At 70.2% G+C, this 23,329-nt stretch carries 23 protein-coding genes; 13 read left to right on the top strand and 10 right to left on the bottom strand.

Features of this window, described 5'->3' with window-relative positions; translation table 11 throughout:
• The first annotated feature begins 60 nt into the window (after positions 1-60).
• Positions 61-2,457, top strand: coding sequence for a DUF1631 family protein (locus M2165_RS09000; protein WP_280814308.1), 2,397 nt, complete (start codon positions 61-63; stop codon positions 2,455-2,457).
• 21 nt (positions 2,458-2,478) lie between these two features.
• Here the strand turns inward: M2165_RS09000 and M2165_RS08995 are convergent, their stop codons facing one another.
• From M2165_RS08995 to M2165_RS08985, 3 genes are all read right to left on the bottom strand, one after another.
• Positions 2,479-3,003, bottom strand: coding sequence for a DUF494 domain-containing protein (locus M2165_RS08995; RefSeq protein ID WP_280814307.1), 525 nt, complete (start codon positions 3,001-3,003; stop codon positions 2,479-2,481).
• 108 nt (positions 3,004-3,111) lie between these two features.
• On the bottom strand, positions 3,112-4,263 hold the full coding sequence (gene dprA / locus M2165_RS08990; protein WP_280814306.1) for a DNA-processing protein DprA: 1,152 nt from the start codon (positions 4,261-4,263) through the stop codon (positions 3,112-3,114).
• A 22-nt stretch (positions 4,264-4,285) separates the two neighbouring features.
• On the bottom strand, positions 4,286-5,500 hold the full coding sequence (locus M2165_RS08985; protein WP_280814305.1) for a LysM domain-containing protein: 1,215 nt from the start codon (positions 5,498-5,500) through the stop codon (positions 4,286-4,288).
• Between the two features lie 160 nt (positions 5,501-5,660).
• Here M2165_RS08985 and def point away from each other — a divergent pair, with 160 nt between their 5' ends.
• The 5 genes from def to M2165_RS08960 are packed head-to-tail and all read left to right on the top strand — an operon-like array spanning position 5,661 to position 8,725.
• Positions 5,661-6,182: a peptide deformylase gene (def, locus tag M2165_RS08980; protein WP_280814304.1), complete on the top strand. Its 522-nt coding sequence runs from the start codon at positions 5,661-5,663 to the stop codon at positions 6,180-6,182.
• On the top strand, positions 6,182-6,688 hold the full coding sequence (locus tag M2165_RS08975; protein WP_280814303.1) for a hypothetical protein: 507 nt from the start codon (positions 6,182-6,184) through the stop codon (positions 6,686-6,688). Before def ends, M2165_RS08975 begins: the two co-directional genes overlap by 1 nt.
• Positions 6,685-7,644, top strand: a complete 960-nt coding sequence (gene fmt / locus M2165_RS08970) for a methionyl-tRNA formyltransferase (protein WP_280814302.1) — start codon at positions 6,685-6,687, stop codon at positions 7,642-7,644. Before M2165_RS08975 ends, fmt begins: the two co-directional genes overlap by 4 nt.
• Complete coding sequence (locus tag M2165_RS08965) at positions 7,644-8,384, top strand: AzlC family ABC transporter permease (RefSeq protein ID WP_280814301.1); 741 nt, start codon at positions 7,644-7,646, stop codon at positions 8,382-8,384. The genes fmt and M2165_RS08965 overlap by 1 nt, the downstream gene beginning before the upstream one ends.
• Positions 8,381-8,725, top strand: coding sequence for an AzlD domain-containing protein (locus tag M2165_RS08960; RefSeq protein ID WP_280814300.1), 345 nt, complete (start codon positions 8,381-8,383; stop codon positions 8,723-8,725). The genes M2165_RS08965 and M2165_RS08960 overlap by 4 nt, the downstream gene beginning before the upstream one ends.
• A 23-nt stretch (positions 8,726-8,748) precedes the next feature.
• Here the strand turns inward: M2165_RS08960 and M2165_RS08955 are convergent, their stop codons facing one another.
• Genes M2165_RS08955 through M2165_RS08930 form a run of 6 tightly spaced genes read right to left on the bottom strand, consistent with a single transcriptional unit; the run spans position 8,749 to position 14,271 of the window.
• Positions 8,749-9,726, bottom strand: coding sequence for a tripartite tricarboxylate transporter substrate binding protein (locus M2165_RS08955; protein ID WP_280814299.1), 978 nt, complete (start codon positions 9,724-9,726; stop codon positions 8,749-8,751).
• A 40-nt stretch (positions 9,727-9,766) separates the two neighbouring features.
• Positions 9,767-10,732: an MBL fold metallo-hydrolase gene (locus M2165_RS08950; RefSeq protein ID WP_280814298.1), complete on the bottom strand. Its 966-nt coding sequence runs from the start codon at positions 10,730-10,732 to the stop codon at positions 9,767-9,769.
• Positions 10,729-10,929 carry a DUF2783 domain-containing protein gene (locus tag M2165_RS08945; protein WP_280814297.1) on the bottom strand — a complete coding sequence of 67 codons (201 nt, stop codon included), beginning with the start codon at positions 10,927-10,929 and terminating at the stop codon, positions 10,729-10,731. Before M2165_RS08945 ends, M2165_RS08950 begins: the two co-directional genes overlap by 4 nt.
• Positions 10,926-12,587, bottom strand: a complete 1,662-nt coding sequence (locus M2165_RS08940; RefSeq protein WP_280814296.1) for an FAD-dependent monooxygenase — start codon at positions 12,585-12,587, stop codon at positions 10,926-10,928. Before M2165_RS08940 ends, M2165_RS08945 begins: the two co-directional genes overlap by 4 nt.
• Before the next feature lie 6 nt (positions 12,588-12,593).
• Positions 12,594-13,715 carry an alpha/beta hydrolase gene (locus tag M2165_RS08935; RefSeq protein ID WP_280814295.1) on the bottom strand — a complete coding sequence of 374 codons (1,122 nt, stop codon included), beginning with the start codon at positions 13,713-13,715 and terminating at the stop codon, positions 12,594-12,596.
• On the bottom strand, positions 13,708-14,271 hold the full coding sequence (locus tag M2165_RS08930; RefSeq protein WP_280814294.1) for a VOC family protein: 564 nt from the start codon (positions 14,269-14,271) through the stop codon (positions 13,708-13,710). The genes M2165_RS08935 and M2165_RS08930 overlap by 8 nt, the downstream gene beginning before the upstream one ends.
• 87 nt (positions 14,272-14,358) lie before the next feature.
• Here M2165_RS08930 and M2165_RS08925 point away from each other — a divergent pair, with 87 nt between their 5' ends.
• From M2165_RS08925 to pyk, 3 genes are all read left to right on the top strand, one after another.
• The gene (locus M2165_RS08925) at positions 14,359-15,264 is read left to right on the top strand and encodes a LysR family transcriptional regulator (RefSeq protein WP_280814293.1); all 906 of its coding nucleotides are present in this window, start codon (positions 14,359-14,361) and stop codon (positions 15,262-15,264) included.
• 70 nt (positions 15,265-15,334) lie between these two features.
• Positions 15,335-16,528 carry a phosphoglycerate kinase gene (locus M2165_RS08920; protein WP_280814292.1) on the top strand — a complete coding sequence of 398 codons (1,194 nt, stop codon included), beginning with the start codon at positions 15,335-15,337 and terminating at the stop codon, positions 16,526-16,528.
• Positions 16,529-16,612: 84 nt separating this feature from the next.
• A complete protein-coding gene (gene pyk / locus M2165_RS08915) occupies positions 16,613-18,061 on the top strand; it encodes a pyruvate kinase (protein ID WP_280814291.1) in 1,449 nt (482 codons plus the stop codon).
• Positions 18,062-18,175: 114 nt separating this feature from the next.
• Here pyk and M2165_RS08910 read toward each other — a convergent pair whose 3' ends face one another.
• Positions 18,176-19,192 carry a 1-aminocyclopropane-1-carboxylate deaminase gene (locus tag M2165_RS08910; RefSeq protein ID WP_280814290.1) on the bottom strand — a complete coding sequence of 339 codons (1,017 nt, stop codon included), beginning with the start codon at positions 19,190-19,192 and terminating at the stop codon, positions 18,176-18,178.
• Positions 19,193-19,329: 137 nt separating this feature from the next.
• Here M2165_RS08910 and M2165_RS08905 point away from each other — a divergent pair, with 137 nt between their 5' ends.
• The 4 genes from M2165_RS08905 to M2165_RS08890 all read left to right on the top strand — a co-directional run bounded on the left by M2165_RS08905 (position 19,330) and on the right by M2165_RS08890 (position 23,270).
• The gene (locus M2165_RS08905; RefSeq protein ID WP_280814289.1) at positions 19,330-19,839 is read left to right on the top strand and encodes an Lrp/AsnC family transcriptional regulator; all 510 of its coding nucleotides are present in this window, start codon (positions 19,330-19,332) and stop codon (positions 19,837-19,839) included.
• A gap of 56 nt (positions 19,840-19,895) precedes the next feature.
• The gene (locus M2165_RS08900; protein ID WP_280814288.1) at positions 19,896-20,834 is read left to right on the top strand and encodes an alpha/beta hydrolase; all 939 of its coding nucleotides are present in this window, start codon (positions 19,896-19,898) and stop codon (positions 20,832-20,834) included.
• A gap of 62 nt (positions 20,835-20,896) precedes the next feature.
• Complete coding sequence (fba, locus tag M2165_RS08895) at positions 20,897-21,961, top strand: class II fructose-bisphosphate aldolase (RefSeq protein WP_280814287.1); 1,065 nt, start codon at positions 20,897-20,899, stop codon at positions 21,959-21,961.
• 25 nt (positions 21,962-21,986) lie between these two features.
• Positions 21,987-23,270, top strand: coding sequence for a DUF2254 domain-containing protein (locus M2165_RS08890; protein ID WP_280814286.1), 1,284 nt, complete (start codon positions 21,987-21,989; stop codon positions 23,268-23,270).
• The last annotated feature ends 59 nt before the right edge of the window (positions 23,271-23,329 follow it).

Raw genomic sequence — 23,329 nt, 5'->3', positions numbered from 1 at the left:
CCCGATGCAAGCTCCGGCTTGTCGACGACATAGAGCGCCCCACTGCCTTCTCCATCTTCAATGAGCACCGCGCGGTCCGCCACTTCCCTGCAGCTCGCACGCGAGACGCGCGAACGCTTCGTGCTCGCGACCGGGGGCGTGATCGCCCCGCTGGCGCAGGCGATCCGGGACCGGCTCACGCAGCAGGCCTCGGAAGTCGGCAGCGCGCGGCTGATGCAGGAGCGGCGCGACGACTTCGTGGCGTTCCAGGCCCAGGCTTCGCAATGGGTGTCGCTCGCGCAGGCGGGCTGGCGCAGGTCGGCGGGGGCGCCCGCAGCGGCGGCAACCGGCGCGCCCGCGGCGCCGAAACTGCGGCTCGAACTCATCGACGACGACGCCATGGAGAGCAACATCCTCTCCTCGCGGCTGGCGCAGATGATCCAGGACAAGGCGAGCTTCGAGCTCAGCGACCTGCGGCTGCGCATCCAGTACCTCGAAGGCAGCGGCGAACTCGACGCGCACGACGTGCTCCGGCCCGAGACCCTGGCCCGGCTGCTGGTGGACCAGTGGCTCGCGGCGGGCCTGAGCCGCACGCTCTGGTCGCGCGTGCAGGACACGGTGCAGCAGCAGCTGGTCGGCGTGGTCGTCAAGGCCTACGAGGACGCCAACGCCTTCCTGATCTCCAAGGGCGTGATGCCCGAGATCGACCTGAAGAGCTTCGTCCGGCGCACCGGTGTTCCGGGCGGTGGCGGGGGTGGTGGGGGCGGGCCGTCGACGATGTCCGGCACGCCGCACACGGGCACCGGCCACGCGACGGCCGCAGGCGGCGTGCCGCGGGCGGGCGCCGGCACGGCCGCTTCTTCGTCATCGCCCGCTTCGCAGCCGCGCGGTTTCGCACCCCACCAGACAACCGGCGGCTCGCCGCTGATGCTCGCCCGCCAGCGCGCGCAGACCGCGCTGCTGAGCCTCAAGCGCTTCGTCGCCGCACGCATCGGCACCGACCTTTCCGCCCCGCGGCCGATGCAGACGACCGCCGGCGTCGGCGCGGCCACCGCCGGCGGCGCGAGCAGCCCCGGCGTCTCCGAGACCTTCGCCGCCATGATCGCGGAGGCCGAGGCCGCCTACCGCGTCGCGGCCACGCAGTACGTGCAGGCGGCCGCGGAGCATCAGGCCACGGTCATCCAGCAGACCGCGGTCGATCTGCGGCGCCGCAGCAACGAACTCAAGCAGCGGGCGCCCACCACGGCCGACAAGGCCACGGTCGAGATCGTGGCGCTGATGTTCCAGGCCATCCTCTCGGAGGAGCGCATTCCCTTCTCCGCGCGCGTGTGGTTCGCGCGCCTGCAGATGCCGGTGCTGCGCGTGGCGATCGCCGAGCCGGAGTTCTTCGGCACGCTGCAGCATCCCGCGCGCATGCTGATCGACCGCATGGGCTCCTGCGTGATGGGCTTCGATGCGGCCGCCATCTCCGGCAGCGCGCTCGAAGGCGAGATCCGGCGCGTGGTGCAGGTGATCGAGCAGTACCCGGAGACCGGCCAGCGCGTCTTCAAGCTGGTGTTCGACGAGTTCGTGGCCTTCCTGAACCGCTATCTCACCCAGAGCGACACCACGCAGCGCGTGATGAGCGTGGCGCAGCAGGTGGAGCAGAAGGAGACGATGGCGATCCAGTACACCATCGAGCTGCGCAAGATGCTCAACGACATGCCGGTGCGCGACGAGATCCGCGAGTTCCTCTTCAAGGTCTGGGCCGAGGTGCTGGCCATCGCCGCGCTGCGCTACGGGCCGCAGGGCGAGCAGACCGTGATGCTCAAGCGCGTGGCCTCCGAGCTGGTGTGGGCCGCGAGCGCCAAGCCCAACCGCGCCGACCGCGCGCGCGTGATCCAGGATCTGCCGCAGCTCTTGCAGCGCCTGCGCCTGGGCATGAACCTGCTCGGCATCATCGACGAGCCGCAGGAAACCCACATCAAGACCATCGGCGCGACCCTGTCCGATGCCTTCCTGTCGAAGACCGAGGTCATTCCGGCCGCCAAGATCGAGGCCATGGCCGCGCGCCTCGCGCGCCTGGAGGATTTCGTGAAGGACGACGGCAGCGCCTCGCACCTGCCGGTCGACGCCCACAGCATCGAGCTGCTGCTCGGCATGGACGCGGCCTCGATCGAAGTCGTGGCCGACGCCGCGGGCGGCACGCCGGCCGAGGACATGCTGGCATGGGCGCACGAGCTGCAGGTCGGCAACTGGTTCATGCTCGACCACAACAACCGCGTGAGCCAGGTGCAGTTCGTCTGGCGCAGCGACCGCAAGCAGCTGCACCTGTTCGCGACCGCCGACGGCCGCAGCTTCCTGATCCAGATCGGCCGCCTCGCCAACTACCTGCAGGCGGGCCTGCTCGTGCCGGCCGAGGAAGAGACGCTCACCGCGCGCGCCACGCGCGAAGCGCTCGCGAAGCTCGACGCCAATCCCGAGCGCCTGCTGAGCTGAGCCGCGCGCGGGCGCCGGCTCCTAGTGCGAGGTCTGGACACCGCGCGTGTCGCAGAGCTCGTCGAGCACCAGTGCATCGGGTTCGATGCCGGTGCTCCAGTGGACCATCAGCACGATGATCTTCAGGTCGTCGAGCGCCACCGGCGCACCCGGCGCGGCCATCGCGCGGTCGACGACGATCTCGCGCAGCCCGCAGGGCAGCACGTTCGAGAGTTCGAGAAAGCGGATGAAGCCGAGGCATTCGGCGCCCAGGTGCTCCTGCTCGGCCTGGGAGTAGACGCGCATCGCGTGGGGGGACTGCGGCAACGCCGCCTCGGGCGCGGCACGCGGGGCGATCGTGGCGACCGCCTCGTCGTCTTCGTCGGTGCCGCGTTCGATCTGCAGGCCCTGCGTGGCCAGGGTCAGGCCGTCGAGCCATTGCAGCGCATCGCGGATCTCCTCGGGATCGAAGCCGTGGGCGCTGAGCTTGCGGCCCAGTTGTCGGGGTTCGGGGCAGGCATCGCCGCGCCAGTAGTTTTCGTAGACGAACACGAGCACTTCGAACATGAGCCCAATATAGCCGAGGAACCGTGGCTCGCCCCCAGGCTTCGTGCACTTCGTGTCATTTCGCCCGTTCCGCGGTGTTTCACGAAGAAGCGGGCGCGTGCCCGGGCGTCAGCCGATGGCTGCCCGCTGGAACAGGCCGCCGGGCAGGCGCGCGACGTGGCCGTCGAGCTCGAGTTCGAGCAGCCTGGCCTGCAGCGCGGCGGCGCCCCATCCGGTGCGCGCGCTCAGCGCGTCCAGGCTCACGGGGTCGAAGCCGAGTGCGTCCAGCAAGGGCTCTTCGCGCGCGGCGGGCACAGCGCCGGCATCGCCGTTGGTGGCCGTGGGTGCCGCCGCGCCGCCCGCGCTCAGCGCGGGCAGTTCCTCGAGGATGTCGGCCACCGATTCGACCAGCTTCGCGCCCTGGCGGATCAGCGCATGGCAGCCGCGCGACTGCGGCGAATGGATCGAGCCGGGGATCGCGAACACTTCCTTGCCCTGCTCCGAAGTGAGCCGCGCCGTGATCAGCGAGCCCGACTGCAGCGCGGCCTCCACCACCAGCGTGCCGCGTGCGAGGCCGGCGATCAGCCGGTTGCGCTTCGGGAAGTTCTGCGTGAGCGGCGGCGTGCCGAGCGGGAACTCGCTCACGATCAGGCCCTGCCGCGCCACGCGCTGCGCCAGTTCGCGGTGCCGCGCCGGATACACGCGGTCGAGCCCGGTGCCGACGACCGCGACCGTGGCGAGCCGCGGCGCATCGCCGGCCGCTTCGAGCGCGCCCTGGTGCGCGGCGCCGTCCACGCCGAGCGCGAGCCCCGACACCACCGGCAGCCCGGCCTCGCCCAGCGCGCGCGCGAACGCACGGGCGTTGGCCGCGCCCTGCGGCGTGGGATTGCGGCTGCCCACCACCGCGATGCTGTGGCCGAGCTGGGTCAGGTCGAAGGTATCGGCGCCGAGCACGTAGAGCATCAGCGGCGGATCGGCCATCTCGAGCAGCGAGGCCGGGTAGCCCGCATCGCCGAGCGTGACCAGGCGGCGCGTGACGCCGTCCTCGGGCGCCGGCTGCAGCCATTGCCAGGTCTGGTCGATCTGGGCCTGCAGCCCCTGGGGCGGCTGCTGCAGCGCTTCGGCCTGCGCGGCCGTCACGACCTGCCGCAGCGCGTCGTGGGTCTGCGCGAACACGTTCTCGGGCAGGCCGAAGGCGGCCAGCAGCCGGCGCGCGGCACCGTCGCCGATGCCCGTCGTCAGCGAAAGCCGAAGCCAGCCTGCGAGTTCTGCGCGGTCCAAGCGGAAGAGGAAGCGGAAAGCCTCAGGGATTGACGAGGAAGTCGCCGGCCTTCGGGGTGTCGGTGATCTCGAGCACCAGCGCGTACGAGACCCGCTCGAACGGCCGGAACACCATCAGCAGGCCGATCCGCTCGTTCGGGAGCTTGAGCGTTTCCTTCTTGCCGCCGGTGCGGTCGACGATGGTCTCGCCGTTCTTCAGGATCGCGAGCACATGGCCGCTGTCGATGCCGTCGCGCGTGCCCTTGTTGATCGCCACCACCTGGTTCTGGGCCGCGAACTGCACCGCGTTGCCGTAGACCGAGACGATGCGGCCCTCGACCTGGGTCGAGGGCGCGCGCGGCGCGTAGCTCAGCAGCTGGCGCGGCGGTTCGGGCAGCAGCCGGTCGCCGGCGCGGATCTCCTCGCGCGAGGCGATGATGTCGATGCTGGCCGGCACCACCGTGATGACGTCCTTGTCCTTCTCGGTCTCGACCGTGGTCGATTCGCCGCGCTTGAGCTGCGCCTTGCCCAGGTACTGCGCCTCGTAGCCGAGGATCTCGCCGGTGCCCGGGTCCTTGAGCGGCGTGGCGTTGCGGAACACGCGGAAGTTCTGCAGCGGGCCCGGCACCTCGACCAGCGGCGTGTCGGGGTTGCCGCGCGCATAGGCGCGGTCGCCGCGCGACAGCAGCACGCGGCTGTCGTTGCCCGCGACGATGCGCGGCGCGCTCTGCAGCGTGTCGGCGTCGACCACGATCGGTTCGCTCAGGAAGGGCTCGATCACGCTCGGATTGAGCGTGGGCAGCGCCATGCCGGCGAGCGAGTCGAAGCGGGTGCGCGGCGAGAGCTTGATGGTGCCGCCGTCGCCGCTGCCGCCCGCGCCGCGGCGCAGGGTCAGCCGCGCGCGACCGCCGGTCTTGTCGAGGTACAGCACCTGGCCCGGATAGATGCGGTGCGGGTTGGCGATCTCGTTGATGTTCATGCCCCAGAGCTCCGGCCAGCGCCAGGGGCGCAGCAGGTACAGGCGCGAGATGGCCCAGAGCGTGTCGCCCGACTTGACGGTGTATTCGTCGGGCGCGTTGGGCGCGAGTTCGGACAGCGGCACGCCGGTCTGGGCGGTCTGCTGCGCGGTGGCGCGCTGCTGCGGCGTGATGGGGTAGTTCTGCGCCCAGGCCGTGCTGCCGCCGCTGATCACCGCAAGGGCAGCCAACGTGGCGAGGAGGTGCGGACGCTGGCGGACGGGGATTCGGAACTTTTTCATGTCTGGATGGGTGAGCGCCCGACGTATCGAGGCGCATACGAATCTCACAATTTGCTACGAATTCTGCGCTCGAAGACCTTCGGAGGGCAACGTTTTCAGGCTATCCGGCCGCGCCGCGTCGCGGAATTGGCGAAAATAGCGACAACTTCTCCCCTTTTTCATGGCCAAACGAATCATTCTGAGTTACCCGGACAAGCGGCTGCATACGGTCGCCAAATCCGTGCAGGGCGTGGACGCGCGCATCAAGACGCTGGTGGCCGACATGCTCGAAACCATGTACGACGCCAATGGTATCGGTCTGGCCGCCACCCAGATCGACGTGCACGAGCGCCTGGTCGTCATCGACGTGTCCGAGGAGCGCAACCAGCCGCTGGTGCTCATCAACCCCGAGATTGTGTGGGCCAGCGACGAAAAGGTGGTGAACGAGGAAGGCTGCCTCTCGGTGCCCGGCATCTACGACGGCGTGGAGCGTTCCACCTCGGTCAAGGTGCAGGCGCTCGACGCCGAGGGCGAGATGCGCACCATCGAGGCCGAGGGCCTGCTCGCGGTGTGCATCCAGCACGAACTCGACCATCTGCTGGGCAAGGTGTTCGTCGAATACCTCTCGCCGCTGAAGCGCAACCGCATCAAGAGCAAGATGCTCAAGCAACAGCGCGAAGAGGCCCGGGAGGGCCGCGCCTGATGCGCATGCCCGCGCTGCGTTCGGCCAGTGCGCTGCTGCTCGCGGCGGGGCTCGGGTTCCTCGCCGGCTGCGCGAGCGAGCCCACCCGCATCGCGCCGGGCACCAGCGCGGCCGAGACGCTGCAGCGCCTGGGGCCGCCCACCGGCCGCTATCCGCTCACCGGCGGCGGCGAGCGCCTGCAGTACTCGCGCATGCCGGCCGGTTTCGAGGTCGTCGACATCGACCTCGACGCGTCGGGCAGGGTGGTCTCGGTGACCCAGGTGCTCAACGAAGCCCGCTTCGGCCACGACATCAAGGTCGACCAGTGGCGGCAGAACGACGTGCTCGCGTTCTACGGCCGCCCGTTCGAGATCAGCCGCGTCAGTTCCTTCGACGGCGCCGTCTGGACCTGGCGTTACAAGGCGGTGAACGAGCGCCGCATGCTCTACATCTACATCGATCCCACCGGCGTGGTGCGCCGCTATCACACGGGGGATGACCTCGAATTCGATCGGATCCGGGATTGAACCCGCTGAAGGTCGTTTTCGCGGGCACGCCCGAGTTCGCGCGCGTCGCGCTCGACGCCATCGCCGCGGCGGGCCATGAGATCGTGCTGGTGCTGAGCCAGCCCGACCGTCCCGCCGGCCGCGGCATGAAGCTGCAGCCCTCGCCCGTCAAGCAATGCGCCGTCGCCCACGGCTGGCCGGTGGCGCAGCCGCGCAGCCTGCGGCTCGACGGCAAATACCCCGAGGACGCCGCGGCCGCGCGCGACGCGCTGCACGCCGCCGACCCCGACGTGATGGTGGTCGCGGCCTACGGGCTGATCCTGCCGCAGTGGGTGCTCGACCTGCCGCGGCACGGCTGCCTCAACATCCACGCCAGCCTGCTGCCGCGCTGGCGCGGCGCGGCGCCGATCCATCGCGCCATCGAGGCCGGCGACGCGCAGACCGGCATCACCATCATGCAGATGGATGCCGGCCTCGACACCGGCGACATGCTGCTGCGCGAGGCGGTCGACATCGGCAGCGACAACACGGCGCGGCTGCACGACCGGCTCGCCGCGCTCGGCGGCCGCCTGATCGTGCAGGCGCTGGCGGGCCTCGGCGGCCTCGTGCGCACGCCGCAGCCGGCCGAAGGCGTGAGCTACGCGAACAAGGTCGAGAAGCACGAGGCGCAGATCGACTGGAACCAGCCGGCCGAGGCCATCGTGCGGCGCATCCGCGCCTTCGATCCCTTTCCGGGCGCCAACAGCCCGCTCGACGGCGAGATCCTCAAGCTCTGGACCGCCCATGCGGTGCCGGCCGCCGAGGCGACGGCGCCGCCCGGCACCCTCCTCGCGGTGAGCGACGAAGGCATCGCCGTGGCGGCGCGACCAGGGGCGGTGGTGAAGGTCACTGAACTCCAGCGTCCGGGCGGCAAGCGCCTCGGCGTGGCCGATTTCCTGCGCGGCTTCGATGTGAAGGCCGGGCAGCGCTTCGGCTGATGTTCCTCTCCGCCGCCATCCGCCGCCGCCCCGAATTCCGCCTGGGCATCCGCCACATGTCCTCGGCCGCGCTCGGCATCGGCGCCTGGGGCCTGATGACCGGCGTGGCCATGGTCAAGTCGAACATGAGCGTGGTCGAGGCGGTGGCGATGACGCTGCTGGTCTACGCCGGCAGCTCGCAGCTCGCGGCCATTCCGCTGCTGGTGGCGGGCGCGCCGGCCTGGGTGATCCTCGCGACCGGCTTCTGCGTGAACCTGCGCTTCGTGGTCTTCAGCCTGCATCTGCGCCCCTATCTCATGCACATGCCGCGCTGGCGCCGCATGACGCACGGCTACCTCACGGCCGACCTCAGCTATGCGCTCTTCACGCGGCATTACCCGGCGCCGCCCGCGGGCCTGGCCGAGCAGCAGGCGCAGGAGGCCTACCTCACCGGCAACTACTTCGTGACCTGGTGTTCGTGGATGGGCATGAGCCTGCTCGGCATCGCGCTCGCCAACTTCATCCCGCAGAGCTGGGGCCTGGGCTTCGCGGGGGTGCTGAGCCTGGTGGCGATCGTCTGCTCGATGGCGACCACGCGGCTGCGCGTGCTGGCGGCGCTGGTCGCGAGCGCCACCGCGGTGGCGGCCTATGCGCTGCCGCTCAAGCTCAACATCGTCGCGGCCATCGGCGTGGCGGTGCTGCTGTGCTTCTGGCTCGAGAAGCGCGGCGGTCGCGACGCCGAGGCGGAGGACGACCAGTGAGCGCCGACCGCGCCACCGACTTCTGGACGCTCGCCGTGATCGTCGGCCTCGCGGGCGTGACGGTGCTGGCGCGCTGCTTCTTCTTCATCCTCGACCGGCCCTGGGGCCTGCCCGAGTGGGCGCACCGCGCGCTGCACTATGCGCCGGTCGCCGCGCTCGCGGGCGTGATCGCGCCCGAGATCGTGATGACCCAGGGCCAGCTGATCGGCACGCTGCACGATGCGCGCCTGTATGCCACGGTGGTCGGCGCCGCCTACTATTTCTGGCGCCGCGGCGTGCTCGGCACGATGCTCGCGGGCATGGCGGTCTACCTGCCGCTGCACCTCGGGCTCGGCTGGTAGGCGGCCGGCGCGTTCGCCGCCTCTCAGTCCAGCTTCACGTTCGCGGCGGCGATGATGCGGCCCCAGCGCTCGCTCTCCGCACGCGAGAGCCTGTAGAACTCCTGCGGCGTGCCCGGCAGCGGCTCGAAGCCGAATTCGGAGAACAGCTTCACCACCCTGGGCGCGCCCATCGCCTTGCGCAGTTCGGCGTTGATCCGCGCCACCGCCTCGGCCGGCATGCCGGCCGGCCCGATCAGCCCATGGAAGGCGTAGGCGTTGACGTCGCTGAAGCCCGCTTCGGAGAAGGTCGGCACCTCGGGCAGCGCACCCGCGCGCTGCGGCAGCGCGATCGCGAGCACCCGCACCTTGCCGGCCTTGATGATCGGCAGGCCCGAGGCCAGGTCGAGCATCATGGTCGGCACCTGCCCGCCCATCACGTCGGTCATGGCGGGCGCGGCGCCCTTGTACGGCACGTGCGTGAGCTGGATGCCGGCCTTCTGCTTGAAGAGCTCCATCGCCATGTGGTGCGGCGAGCCGTTGCCGGGCGAGGCGTAGTTCACCTTGTCGGGATGGGCCTTCACGTGGCGCACGAACTCGGCCACGTTCCTGGCGGGAAAGTCCGGGTGCACGACCAGCGCGACCGGAAAGCGCCCGATGGTGCCGATGTAGGTGAAGTCGCTCGCGGGCTTGTACGGCAGCTTGGCGAACATGTGCTCGTTGAAGAGCAGCGCCGCGTTCTCGGCCTGCATGATCGTGTAGCCGTCGGGCCTGGACTGCATCAGCACCGACACGCCGATGTTGGTGGAGGCGCCGGGCCGGTTGTCGATGATCAGCGGCTGGCCGAGCGAGGGCTGCATCGCCTCGGCCAGGGCGCGCGCGAGGTTGTCGGTGCCGCCGCCGGCCACGTAGGGCACGATCCATTTGATCGGCTGGCTCGGGTAGGCGGCGGGCTGCGCCGACGCGAGGGATGCGGCGGCCAGCGCCAGTGCCGCGGCCAGCAGGGGAAGGAATCGTCGTTTCATCGTCTGTTGTCTCCGTTGCCTTGTTGAAGAATCGGTCGGTTCATCCGGCGCGGAGCGTCTGCCAGAGCTCGCGGTCGCGCTCGGCGGTCCACACCACGGGGTGCTCGATGCCGCGCAGCTCGTCGAAGGCGCGCGAGACGTCGAAGGGCAGCACGTGCTGGAACACCGGCCAGTCGCCGAAGCGCGGCGTCATGGCCGCCTGTGCGCGGGCGAAACAGCCCTTGAGCGTCTCGCCGGCCGCGATGCCCGCGCGCACGCTTTCGAGCAGCGTCGAGAGAAAGGCCTGTGTGAGCGCAACCGCCTCGGCGCAGGCCGCCTCCCCGTCGAGCACCGCGCCGCGGCCCGGCACCAGCACGCGCGGCTTCAGCGCCGCCACCGCATCGAGCGTGCCGGCCCAGTCGCCGATGTAGGCATCGCCCGCGTAGACGCCGCAGCGGTTCTCGACCACGTCGCCCGAGAACAGCACGCCGCAGTCGGGCAGCCATGCCACCGTGTCGCCGCTCGAATGGCCGCGACCCAGCGCCAGCAGCCGCAGCGCGCGGCCGGCGCCGAGCCAGAGGCTCATCTCGCGTTCGAAGCTCAGCGTCGGCAGGGTCAGGCCGGGGACCTCCTCGAAGCCCGCGAACAGGCGGGGGAAGCGGCCGACCTCCGATTCGAAGTCGGCCTGCCCGCGCGTGCGGATCCAGTCGAGCGTGCCGTCGCTCGCGACGATGTGCTCGACCTCCTCGAAGGCGCTCGCGCCCATCACGCGCACGGCGTGGTAGTGCGTCAGCACGATGCACTTGACCGGCTTGTCGGTCACCGTGCGGATCGCGGCCAGGAAGTCGCGCGCCATGCGCGGCGTGGGCCGGGTGTCGATGAGCACGACATGGTCGTCGCCGACGACGAAGCCGCAGTTCGGATCGAAGTCGCTGATGTAGCCGTACACGCCGGGCGCGAGCTCGCGCAGCCGCGGTTTCTGCTCGCGGGTGTCGGCGGCCGAGGCGAAGGAGATGGGTGTGTTCATGGGGCGGCGGGTTGTTCTTCGGCCGCAGCGCGGATGCAGTCGAGCAGCACGGCCTGGTCGCCGCACCGGCTGGCCAGCAGCAGCACCAGCCGGGCATGGAAGTCGGCGCTCTGCGCTTCGGTCTTGCCCTCGTGCGCGGCGAGCAGCGCCGCATAGAAGCCGTCCGGGTCGGGAATGCCGGGTTCGGTGGTGTTCATCGGGTGTCCTCGTCCGACCGCGCCAACGCCACGCCCAGGGCGGCGGCGATGGCATCGGGCGTGGCCTGCGGCAGCGCGGCGGCCAGGTAGGCATCGGGGCGGACCAGCGCGAAGCGGCCGGCCTCGTGCAAGCCCAGATGCGCCAGCAGGGCCTCGTCGGGCGCCAGCGTGGGCAGGCCGCTCTCGCCGCCGACCGCCACCAGGCGCAGCGGCAGCGCGGCCGTCGCCGCCAGCGCCGCGGCGGCGTCGCCGGGCGAGGGCGCGCGCCAGAGTCCGAGGCAGCGCGTGCCTTCCGCCAGCAGCTGCATCAGCGTGGTCCCGGCACCGCCGGTCCATTGCAGCGGCAGGTTCTGCACGCTGCGCGCGCCCTCGGGCAGCAGGGGCGCGGGCGGATAGTCGTTGGCCACCGACATGCGCCCGGTGTTGACCAGCGCCCGCGCGAACGGATGCCGCGCCGCCAGCGCGACGACGGCGCGCCGCAGCATGTGTTCGGCCGGCGAGCGCGGCGCGAGAAAGCGCGCCGAGCGGCTCGTGACCTTCAGGTTCTCCGCCGCGGCCGGGCGGCGCTCGGCGTCGTAGCTGTCGAGCAGCGCCTCGCCGGCCGTGCCGCGCGCGGCCAGTGCGAGCTTCCAGCCGAGGTTCGCCGCGTCCTGGATGCCCGAGTTGCCGCCGCGCGCGCCGAAGGGGCTCACCACGTGCGCCGCGTCGCCGATGAAGAACACCGGGCCGTGGCGGAAGCGGTCGAGCAGGTGGTCGCGGTAGCCGTAGGGGCCGATCCAGACGAACTCGAACTCCACGCCCGGCCCGAGCTGTTCGCGCAGCCGCGCGCCCGCGACCTCGGGCTTGCTGATGTGGGCGGTGTCGCAGTCCTCGGGCATCTGGTAGTCGATGCGCCAGACGCCGTCGGCCATCAGGTGCTGCCACACGCCGCGGCCTTCGTTGAAGGGCGCATCGACCCAGGTCCAGCGCTCGGTCGGCAGCGGCTTCCTGAAGCGCACGTCGCTGATGCACCAGCGGTCGGTGCTGCGCGACGCGTGCGCCTCGATGCCGAGCTGGGTGCGGATGGCGCTGTTGGCGCCGGTCGCGTCGATGAGCCGGTCGGCCTCGATCACGTAGCGGCCCGCAGGCGTCTCCACCGCGAGGCGCACGCCGTCGGCCAGGCGCTCGACGCCCGTCACGCGGTTCTTCCAGCGCAGGTCGGTCAGGCCGAGCTCGAGGATGCGCTCGACCAGGAACCACTCGACGTAGAACTGCTGCAGGTTGATGAACGGCGGCTGCTTCGAGACGCTCGCCGCCTGCAGGTTGAAGCTGTAGACCTCCTGCTCGCCCGAGAAGGTGCGGCCCAGCGACCAGGTGATGCCCTTGGCGGCGATGCGCTCGTAGATGCCGAGGCGCTCGAAGATCTCCAGGCTCTTCTGCGCATAGCAGATGCCGCGCGACGAAGCGCCGCGCACGCCCACGGTGTCGTCCTCGTCGAGCAGCAGCGCAGGGACGCCGCGGCATGCGAGGTCGCAGGCCAGCGTGAGGCCCGAGGGGCCGGCGCCGACGATCACGATCGGATGCCGCACCACCTGCGGGCTGTGCAGCTCGGGCGGGGGCTCGAAGGGCCAGCTCGGCAGTTCATAGGCCGGCGCGAAGCCGTAGGTCTCCTGCGTCATCGCCGTCTACAGCGCGTGTGCGAACTCGGCGATCGCGTCGGCGGCCTTCGGCACCAGCGCCGGCTGGCCCGCGAGATAGTGGTTGCCGCCGACGATGTCCACGTTGCGGATGCGCGCGCCGCCAGCGGCCAGCCACGCATCGCGCGTGCTCGGGAAGGTCGACTGGTCGCCGGTGTAGGTCAGCAGCAGCGTCGGCACCGTGGTGCGCGCGAGGTTCGTCGGCCCGTCGGCCTGCGAGCGTGACGACCATTGCGACAGAAAGGCGGTCAGCGAGGTGGTGCGGCCCATGGCGTTGGCCGAATAGTTGACCTGCCGCGCATCGCCCCAGACGCTGCCGGGCAGCCGGTCGTTGGCGTCGAGCGAGAGGTCGACGCAGCGCGGGTCGGCATGGGTGCGGTAGACCACGAAGGCCTGGTCGCGCGGCGCACCGGGCGTGCTGCGCAGCATGGCGAGGCGATCCACGCACCACTGCTCGATGCGCTCGAGCCGCGCCTGCTGCGCCGCCGAGAAGCGCGCGAGGAAATCGCGCGCGTAGGGCAGGCGGTGGCGCGGGTCGTACATGTCGAGTTCGGGATCGACCGAGAGCGGATCGTGCTCGTCGGTCACCGAGGGATCGATCCAGTCGCGCATCAGCCGCGTGCGGCCGAGGTGTGCGGCGCACAGCGCGATGCCGTCCACCGGCGGCAGGTCGGACGGATGCAGGTGGGTCGGGTCGCCGTCGGGGAAATGCGTGGCGGTGAGCTGCTCGGCCTGCGCCTGGTAGAAGCTCGCGAGCGCCGCGCCGCCCGAGTTGCCGACCAGCAGCACCTTCTCGTAGCCGGCCGCACGCAGGTACTGCACGCCGGCGCCCAGGTCCTGGATCGCGCGCTCCATCAGCAGCACCGTGTCGTTGCCCACGTAGCGCGAGTTCAGGCCCATGCAGCAGATGCCGCGCTCGGCGAGCGGCGCGATCAGGTAGTGGCCCATGAAGTTGCTGGTCGGATGCATCACGATGGCCGCGACCTTCTTCGGTCCCGGCGGCGCACGGAAGGCGCCGTAGATGCGCGGGCGCAGCATCTGCAGGCCCGACTGGCTCTCGAGTGCCGCGCCGGGCTTCACGTCGATGACGGCGAGTTGCAGCTCAGGCATCGGCCGTGCCTTTCGCGCTGCGCCGCTTCGCCTTGCGCGCGGTCCATGCATCGAGCGATGCACGGGCGCTGCGCGCATGCGCGTCCATCTCCGACTGCGGCACCGTCGGCGTGGTCAGCTCGATGCGGATGCCGTTCGGATCGAAGAAGTAGATCGATTCGATGATGTGGTGGTCGGTCACGCCCAGCACCGCCACGCCCGCGGCCTCGAGCCGCGCCTTGGCGGCCAGCAGGTCGGCCACCGAATCGACGCGCAGCGCGATGTGGTTCACCCACGCGGGCGTGTTGGGCGAGGGCAGCGCCGCGGTGTCGTCGCCGAGGTCGAAGAAGGCGATGTACGCGCCGTCGCGCATCCGGAAGAAGATGTGCACGTAGGGGCAGTACTCGCCGGTGCTCGGCACGTGGTCGCTCTCGATGACGTGGGCGAGCGGCAGGCCCAGCAGGTCTTCGTAGAAGCGGCGCGTCTCCTCGCTGTCGCGGCAGCGCCAGGCGAAGTGGTGCAGGCCGCGCACCGGCGGTGCGGGCGGTGTCGGCGCCGCGGGGGCGTTCGTCGGCATGGTCGTGTCTCCGGTCAAGCCGGTATTGGGCGATGCCGCGTCTTATGATGCAATCGAAATTAATTCATCGATTGATGAAATAAACCCATGAATCTGACCCTGCGCCAGTTGCGCGCCTTCGCCGCCGTGGCAGGGGCCGGCAGCTTCACCGCCGCTGCGCAGCAGCTGCACCTCACGCAGTCGGCGCTCAGCGTGCTGGTGCGCGAACTCGAACGCGAAATGGGCGTGCAACTGCTCGACCGCCACACGCGGCGCGTGCAGCTTTCCGAAGCGGGCCGCGAGTTCCTGCCGTCGGTGCATCGCCTGCTCGGCGATCTCGCGGGCGCGGTCGCCAGCGTCACGGATTTGCGTGACAAGAAGAAAGGGCTGTTGCGGCTTGCAGCGCCGCAGCTCATGGCCTGCACGCTGATGCCGCGCGTGATCGCGGCCTACCGCGAGGCTTTTCCGGACGTCGACGTGCGGCTCGCCGACACGCTGCCCGAGCATCTGCTCGCCGGCGTCGTGGCCGGTGACGTGGAACTCGCGGTGGGGCAGGACGTGGCGGTCGACGCGGCCATCGAACGCCGCGTGCTGTTCCGCGACAGGCACTGGCTGATCTGCCCGCCCGACCATGCGTTCGCCAGGCGCCGCAAGGTGCGCTGGCACGAGCTCGAACCGTACGTCTTCATCGCGCCCACGCGCGACTTCCGCCAGCGGGTGCTGCCCGAACTGGGCCCGGCGGAGCGCGCCTACATGCTGCGCCCGGGCACGCAGGAGGTGTCGTACATGACCACGGCGCTCGGCATGGTGGCCTCCGGACTGGGGCTCACCGTGTGCCCCACCTACTCGGCGCCGCTCGTGCGCGCCCACGGGCTGCAGATGGTGCGGCTCGAAGCGCCCGACTTCCATCGCGAGGTCTGCGTCTACAGCGCCGCGCGGCGCTCGCTCTCGCCGGCGGCCGCGAGCTTCGTCGGCATCCTCGAGCGCTTCGCCAAGGGGCATCCCAGGGGCTGAGCGCGCGGCGGGCGGCGCCGGGGGCAAACCTACAATGCCAACCGACCCCGTTTTCCATCTCATCCAGACCATGAACGTCATCCGATTCACTGACCTCTGCGCGCAGGGCAAGGCCGCCGGCCAGCGCGTCTTCATCCGTGCCGACCTCAACGTGCCGCAGGACGATGCAGGCCGCATCACCGAAGACACGCGCATCCGCGCCTCCGTCCCCTGCATCCAGCTCGCGCTCGACGCCGGCGCCGCCGTGATGGTCACCTCGCACCTCGGCCGCCCGACCGAGGGCGAGTTCAAGCCCGAGGATTCGCTCGCCCCGGTCGCCAAGCGTCTCGGCGAGCTGCTGGGCCGCGAGGTGCCGCTGGTCGCCAACTGGGTCGACGGCGTCGACGTGAAGCCCGGCCAGGTCGTTCTGCTCGAGAACTGCCGCGTCAACAAGGGCGAGAAGAAGAACGACGAGGCGCTGGCTCGCAAGCTCGCCGCGCTGACCGACATCTACGTGAACGACGCCTTCGGCACCGCGCACCGGGCCGAGGCCACCACCTACGGCATCGCCCAGTTCGCCAAGGTGGCGGCCGCCGGCCCGCTGCTCGCGGCCGAGCTCGATGCCATTTCGAAGGCGCTGGCGCTGCCCAAGCGGCCGCTGGTGGCCATCGTCGCGGGGTCGAAGGTGAGCACCAAGCTCACCATCCTCAAGAGCCTGTCGGCCAACGTCGACCAGCTGATCGTCGGCGGCGGCATCGCCAACACCTTCATGCTCGCGGCCGGCCTGAAGATCGGCAAGTCGCTGGCGGAACCCGACCTCGTGGACCAGGCCCGGGCGGTGATCGACGCGATGCGTGCGCGCGGCGCGGACGTGCCGATTCCGGTCGACGTGGTCACGGCCAAGACCTTCGCGGCCGATGCGCCCGCCACCGTCAAGGACGCGAGCGACGTGGCCGACGACGACCTGATCCTCGACATCGGCCCGAAGACCGCGGCCCAGCTGGCCGCGCAATTGCGCGAGGCCGGCACCATCGTCTGGAACGGGCCGGTCGGCGTGTTCGAGTTCGACGCCTTCGCGGGCGGCACCAAGGCCATCGCGCAGGCGATCGCCGACAGCAGCGCCTTCTCGATCGCAGGCGGCGGCGATACGCTTGCGGCCATCGCCAAGTACGGCATCGAGAAGCAGGTCGGCTACATCTCGACCGGCGGCGGCGCCTTCCTCGAAGTGCTCGAGGGCAAGACCCTGCCGGCCTTCGAAATCCTGGCCAAGCGTGCCGCCGGCTGATTTTTCTTCGCGCCCGGTGCGTGTCCGCTTCCGGTTGTCACACAAAGTGTATACAGTAGCGGATACAAAATGGAGACTCGCTCAATGATCACGGACCGCCTTCCCCGCCACGCCACCAAGATCGTCGCCACGCTCGGCCCCGCTTCCAGCACGCCCGAGCTGCTGGAGCAGATGATCGTGCACAAGGTCAGCGTGGTGCGGCTCAACTTCAGCCATGGCACCGCGCAGGACCACATCGACCGCGCGACCATGGTGCGCGAGGCGGCGCGCCGGGCGGGCCGCGAAGTGGCGATCATGGCCGACCTGCAGGGTCCGAAGATCCGCGTCGGCAAGTTCGCGCAGGGCAAGGTCTGGCTCGAGCAGGGCGCCAAGTTCGTGCTCGACGCCTCGCGCACCGAGCCCGGCGACGCCGAGGCCGTGGGCCTCGACTACAAGGACCTGCCGCGCGACGTGCGCCCGGGCGACCGGCTGCTGCTGAACGACGGGCTGATCGTGCTCGTGGTGGATGCGGTGCGCGGCGAGGCGGTGCACACCACCGTGAAGCTCGGCGGCGAGCTCTCGAACAACAAGGGCATCAACAAGCAGGGCGGCGGCCTCACGGCGCCGGCGCTCACGGCCAAGGACATGGAGGACATCAAGACCGCCATGAGCTTCCAGGCCGACTACGTGGCCGTGAGCTTCCCGAAGAACGCGACCGACATGGAAATGGCGCGCCAGCTGTGCAACGTGGCCGCGGCCGAGTACGGCCACAAGCCCGGCCTGATCGCGAAGATCGAACGCGCCGAGGCGATCCCCAAGCTCGAGGAGATCCTGCGCGCGAGCGACGGCATCATGGTGGCGCGCGGCGACCTCGCGGTCGAGGTGGGCAACGCGGCCGTGCCGGCGCTGCAGAAGAAGATGATCCGCATGGCGCGCGACATGGACAAGGTGGCGATCACCGCGACCCAGATGATGGAGTCGATGATCACCAACCCCGTGCCCACGCGCGCCGAGGTGAGCGACGTGGCCAATGCGGTGCTCGACGGCACCGACGCCGTGATGCTCTCGGCCGAGACCGCGTCGGGCCGCTATCCGCTCGAGACGGTGCAGGAGATGAGCCGCATCTGCGAAGCCGCCGAAGCGGCCGAGGACAAGCAGCTCGACGCCGATTTCAGCGGCAAGACCTACAGCCGCATCGACCAGTCGATCGCCATGGGCGCGCTGTTCACCGCGCACCACCTGGGCGCGAAGGCGATCGTGGCGCTCACCGAATCGGGCTCCACGCCGCTGTGGATGAGCCGCCACCGCGCGCACATCCCGATGTACGCCCTGACCTCGCGCCTGTCCACGCAGCGCCGGATGGCGCTCTACCGCAACGTGCGTCCGCTGCTCATGGATTCGGAAAGCGACCGCGACACCGCGCTGCAGCAGGCCGAGAACCACCTGAAGAAGCGCGGCATCGTGCAGGCCGGCGACGTCTACGCCATCACCTGCGGCGAGCCGATGGGCGCCCCCGGCGGCACCAACATGTTGAAGATCTGCCGGGCGAGCTGAAGACGCTATTCGGGAAACACCGCGGAACCGGCTTTGCCGGGCCGCAGGTGTTGCCCCCTGCAAGGGGGGTGGCGAAGCGACACGAAGTGCGCGCAGCCTGGGGGTTTGCCAATTTCAGCCGTTGCGGAACAGGAAGCTGTAGGCGTTGAGGGCGGGCACGCCGCCGAGGTGCGCATACAGCACCTTCGAGCCGGCCGGGAATTCGCCGCGCCGCACCTTCTCGATCATCCCGTGCATCGACTTGCCCTCGTAGACGGGGTCGGTCAGCATGCCTTCGAGGCGCGCGCAGAGGCGGATCGCCTCCAGCGTGCCCTCGTTGGGCAGGCCGTACTCGGGGCCGCCGAAGCGGCGGTCGAGCACCACGTCCTGGTCGGTGATGTCGCGGCCGAGCTCGACCAGTTCGGCCGTGCCCTTGGCGATGCGCACGATCTGCTCGAAGGTCTGCTGCGGCTTGGCCGAGGCATCGATGCCGATCACCCGGTCGGCACGCCCGTCGGCCGCGAAACCCACCACCATGCCTGCCTGCGTGCTGCCGGTCACCGAGCAGACCACGATGTAGTCGAACCTGAAGCCGAGTTCGGCCTCCTGCTGCCGCACCTCTTCGGCGAAGCCGACGAAGCCCAGCCCGCCGCGCGGATGCTCGGAGCATCCGGCCGGGATCGGGAAGGGCTTGCCGCCGGCCTTGCGCACGTCGGCCATGGCCTCTTCCCAGCTCTTGCGGATGCCGATGTCGAAGCCCGCGCTGTCGAGCCGCACGTCGGCGCCGAGGATGCGCGACATCTCGATGTTGCCCACGCGGTCGTACACCGCGTCCGAATAGTTGACCCAGTTCTCCTGCACCAGCACGCACTTCAGGCCCAGGTGCGCCGCCACGGCCGCGACCTGCCGCGTCTGGTTCGACTGGATGCCGCCGATCGACACCAGCGTGTCGTAGCCGCCTTCGAGCGCCTCGGGGATCAGGTATTCGAGCTTGCGCGTCTTGTTGCCGCCGAAGGCGAGGCCGCTGTTGCAGTCCTCGCGCTTGGCATAGAGCGCGACCTCGCCGCCCAGGTGCGCGCTCAGGCGCGGGAGCGGATGGATCGGCGTGGGGCCGAAGGTCAGCGCATGGCGCGGGAATTTCTTCAGGTTCATCGATGGACTCCAGGCAGGGGGGATGCCATCGATCGTAGGAAGAAGGCGCCGACGGGTGGTTGCAAACTTTGCGCGAAATCCGAAACGAAAACGGACAAGATGGCGGGATCAGCCACTTTCGTTTTGCAGGAGAGCCCATGCGCACAACAAAACTGCGTGCCACGCCGAGGCCGGCCACCGACGCACCCGCGGACCTCGACCGCACCGACCGCGCGATCCTGCGCGCGCTGCAGCGCGACGCCTCGGTGTCCAACGTGGCGCTCGCGGCCAAGGTGAATCTCAGCGCGCCGGCCTGCCTGCGCCGCGTCGAGCGGCTCAAGGCGGCGGGGCTCATCAGGGGCGTGGTGGCGCTGCTCGATGCCGATGCGCTCTCGCTGGGCATGCTGGTGATGATCGGCGTGGTGCTCGACCGCTCCACGCCGGATTCGTTCGCCGCCTTCGAGAAGGCGGCGCAGAAGGTCTCGGGCTGCCTCGAATGCCATGTGGTCACGGGCGAGTTCGACTATTTCATGCTCGTGCGCACGCGCGACAACGACAGCTTCAACCGCCTGCATGCCGAGCAATTGCTCTACCTGCCCGGCGTGCGGCAGATCCGGACCTTCGTGGTGCTCAAGCAGGTGCTGTCGACCACGCAATTGCCGATCTAGTCGCCCGAATCGACCGTGCCGCAAAACCGGCTGGCGCCTGCGCGCGTACAAGCGCGATGACCACGGCAGAACCCTCCTCTTCCCCACCGATCCGCCGGCGCCGCAGCGCCTTCCTCGGCCTGCTCGCGGCCGCCGCGGCGGGCGCGCTCTCCGCCTGCTCGCCGATCAAGCTGCTCAACGGGCTGGTGCCGGGCGACACCTACCGCTTCGAAGGCGGCATCGCGTACGGGCCCGCCCCGCGGCAGCGGCTCGACGTCTACCAGCCGCTGCCCGATGCGCTGCCCGTGAGCGGCCAACGCCCGCTGGTGGTGTTCTTCTACGGCGGCGCATGGACCGGCGGCGACCGCGCCAGCTATCGCTTTCTCGGCGAGGCGCTGGCCGCACGCGGCGCAGTGGTGGTGGTGCCCGACTACGGGCTCTCGCCAAGCCACACCTACCCGGTGTTCGTGCGCGACAGCGCACTCGCGGTCAAATGGGCGCTCGACAATGCCGCGCGCCTGGGCGCCGATCCGAAGCGGGTGCACGTGATGGGCCACAGCTCGGGCGGCTACAACGCGGCGATGGTGGCGCTCGACGCGCGCTGGCTGGCCGAGCTCGGCGCCAGTCCCGCGCAGCTCGCGGGCTGGATCGGCCTCGCGGGGCCCTACGACTTCCTGCCCATCGGCGACCGCGACGTGCAGCTCGCCTTCAACTGGCCGGACACGCCGCGCGACTCCCAGCCCATCGCGCACGCGGGCGCCGCATCGCCGCGCACGCTGCTGCTGGCGGCTTCGAAGGACAACCTGGTCTATCCCGAACGCAACACCCTGCGCCTGGCCGCGGCGCTGCGCGCGGCGAAGGTGCCGGTGGACGTGCATCTGTACGACAACCTGAGCCACGTCACGCTGATGGGCGCCTTCGCGCGGCCCATCCAGTGGCTCGGCGGGCCGGTGCTGCCGCCCGTCGTCGAATTTCTCGGCCTGCCGTCGGCCGCGTCTTACAAGGCCCGTCGGTAGAATTGCGGCAGTTTTCTTTCGTCTTTTCCGCTCTTCTCACCCCATTCCCACGAGGTATTCCCATGGCACTCGTCTCGATGCGCGAACTGCTGGACCACGCAGCCGCCAACGGCTACGGCATTCCGGCCTTCAACGTCAACAACCTCGAACAGGTCCAGGCCGTCATGGAGGCCGCCAAGGAAACCGGCGCGCCCGTCATCCTGCAGGCCAGCGCCGGCGCACGCAAGTACGCGGGCGAAGCCTTCATCAAGCACCTGATCCAGGCCGCGATCGAGCAGTACCCGAACATCCCGCTGGTGATGCACCAGGACCACGGCCAGAGCCCCGCGATCTGCCAGGGCGCCATCGACCTCGGCTTCTCCTCCGTCATGATGGACGGCTCGCTCAAGGAAGACGGCAAGACGCCGGCCTCGTTCGACTACAACGTGGACGTGACCCGCAAGGTCGTCGAGCTCGCGCACAAGGTGGGCGTCACCGTCGAGGGCGAACTGGGCTGCCTCGGCTCGCTCGAGACCGGCATGGCCGGCGAGGAGGACGGCATCGGCGCCGAGGGCGTGCTCAGCCATGACTCGCTGCTGACCGACCCCGAGGAGGCCGCGCAATTCGTCAAGGCCACGCAGCTCGACGCGCTGGCGATCGCCATCGGCACCAGCCACGGCGCCTACAAGTTCACGCGCAAGCCCACGGGCGACATCCTCTCGATCCAGCGCGTGAAGGAGATCCATGCCCGCCTGCCCAACACCCACCTGGTGATGCACGGCTCGTCGTCGGTGCCGCAGGACCTGCTCGAGATCATCCGCAAGTACGGCGGCAACATGAAGGAGACCTACGGCGTGCCCGTCGAGGAGATCCAGGAAGCCATCAAGTACGGCGTGCGCAAGATCAACATCGACACCGACATCCGCCTGGCGATGACCGGCGCGGTGCGCAAGTTCATGGCCGAGAACCCCGAGAAGTTCGACGCCCGCGAATGGCTCAAGCCCGCACGCGAGGCCGCCAAGCAGATCTGCAAGCAGCGCTACATCGAGTTCGGCTGCGAAGGCCAGGGCGCCAAGATCAAGGGCGAACCGCTGCAGGTCGTGGCCGCCAAGTACGCCAAGGGCGAACTCGCGCAGCAGGTGGTCTGAGCGCCGCGCGGCGACGGGCTGCCGCATGCTGGCCGCGTTCCGCCACAGGCTCTGGTGGAGCCGCCTGCGCGAGCAGCTCTGGTTCCGCCCCGCGGTCTGGAGCCTGGCGGCCATCGGCGCGGCGCTGATCGCCGCCGCCGCCAACGAATTCGTGCCGCCGGGCCTGCTGCCCGACATCGCGCACGACACCCTCTCGGGCCTGCTCTCGATCATCGCGGCGAGCATGCTCACGGTGAGCACCTTCTCGCTGTCGATCCTGGTCAGCGCCTATGCCTCGGCCTCGTCCACCGCCACGCCGCGCGCCACGCGGCTGGTGATGGCCGACAACGATGCGCAGAACGCGATCGCCGCCTTCGTTTCGGCCTTCATCTTCTCGATCATCGCGCTCGCGGCGCTGGGCGTGCGCTACTACGGCGCGGCCGGGCGCTTCGTGCTGTTCGTCTTCACGCTCTGCGTGCTGGCCTACCTGATCCTTGCGCTGCTGCGCTGGATCGGCACCCTGTCCACGCTCGGCCGCATGAACCACACGATCGAGACGGTGGAGCGGGTGGCGACGCAGGCAGTGCGCGACTGGTGTGCCGCACCCGGACTGGGCGCGCGCCTCGTGGCCGAGGCGGGGCCCCGCGCGCCGGGCGCGCCGATCCATGCCCCGTGGACCGGCTACCTGCAGCACATCGACGTGGCCGGCATCGATGCCGCCGCCAAGGCCGCGGGCGCCAGCGTGCATGTGTGCGTGCGCCCCGGCACCTTCGTTTCGCACCAGACCGTGCTGGCGCGCGTGATGCACGCATCGCGCGGCCCGGACGGGCCCGAAGACCTGCGCGCGCAGGTGGCCGGCGCCTTCGTGATCGGCCGCGAGCGCACCGAGCGCCAGGACCCGCGCTTCGGCCTCGTCATGCTCAGCGAGATCGCCCAGCGCGCGCTGTCCCCGGCGGTGAACGACGCCGGCACCGCCATCGCGGTGCTTGGCGCGATGGCGCGCGTGCTGGTCGAAGGCACGCGTCGGCGCGAGAACGACGACGAGGCGCCATCGGAAGCTGTGGTCGAGGCCGCGCACGTCACCATCGCACCGCTCGACCCGGCCGATCTGGTGCGCGACGTGATCGAGCCCATCGCCAGGGACGGGGCGGCGTCCATCGAGGTGGCGCTGCGCATCCAGAAACTGCTGGCCCTCGTGGCGGCCAACACCGAAGGCGCCCTGCGTGCCGCGGCATGCGCGGCGGCCGGGAACGCGCGCGACCACGCGCTGGAGGGGCTGCGTCTGGAGCGCGAGCGGGCGCTGCTGCGCGCGCACGCGCCGAAGCTCTAAACTCTGCCTCCGGCCTTTCCCTTTCCCGATCTTCTTTTCCATCCCGCGTCGCCGACGCC

The organism is Variovorax sp. TBS-050B (genome assembly GCF_029893635.1).
Taxonomy (GTDB): domain Bacteria; phylum Pseudomonadota; class Gammaproteobacteria; order Burkholderiales; family Burkholderiaceae_C; genus Variovorax.
The sequence above is the reverse complement of the archived record's forward strand: the minus strand, read 5'-3'. Positions and strand labels throughout refer to the sequence as shown.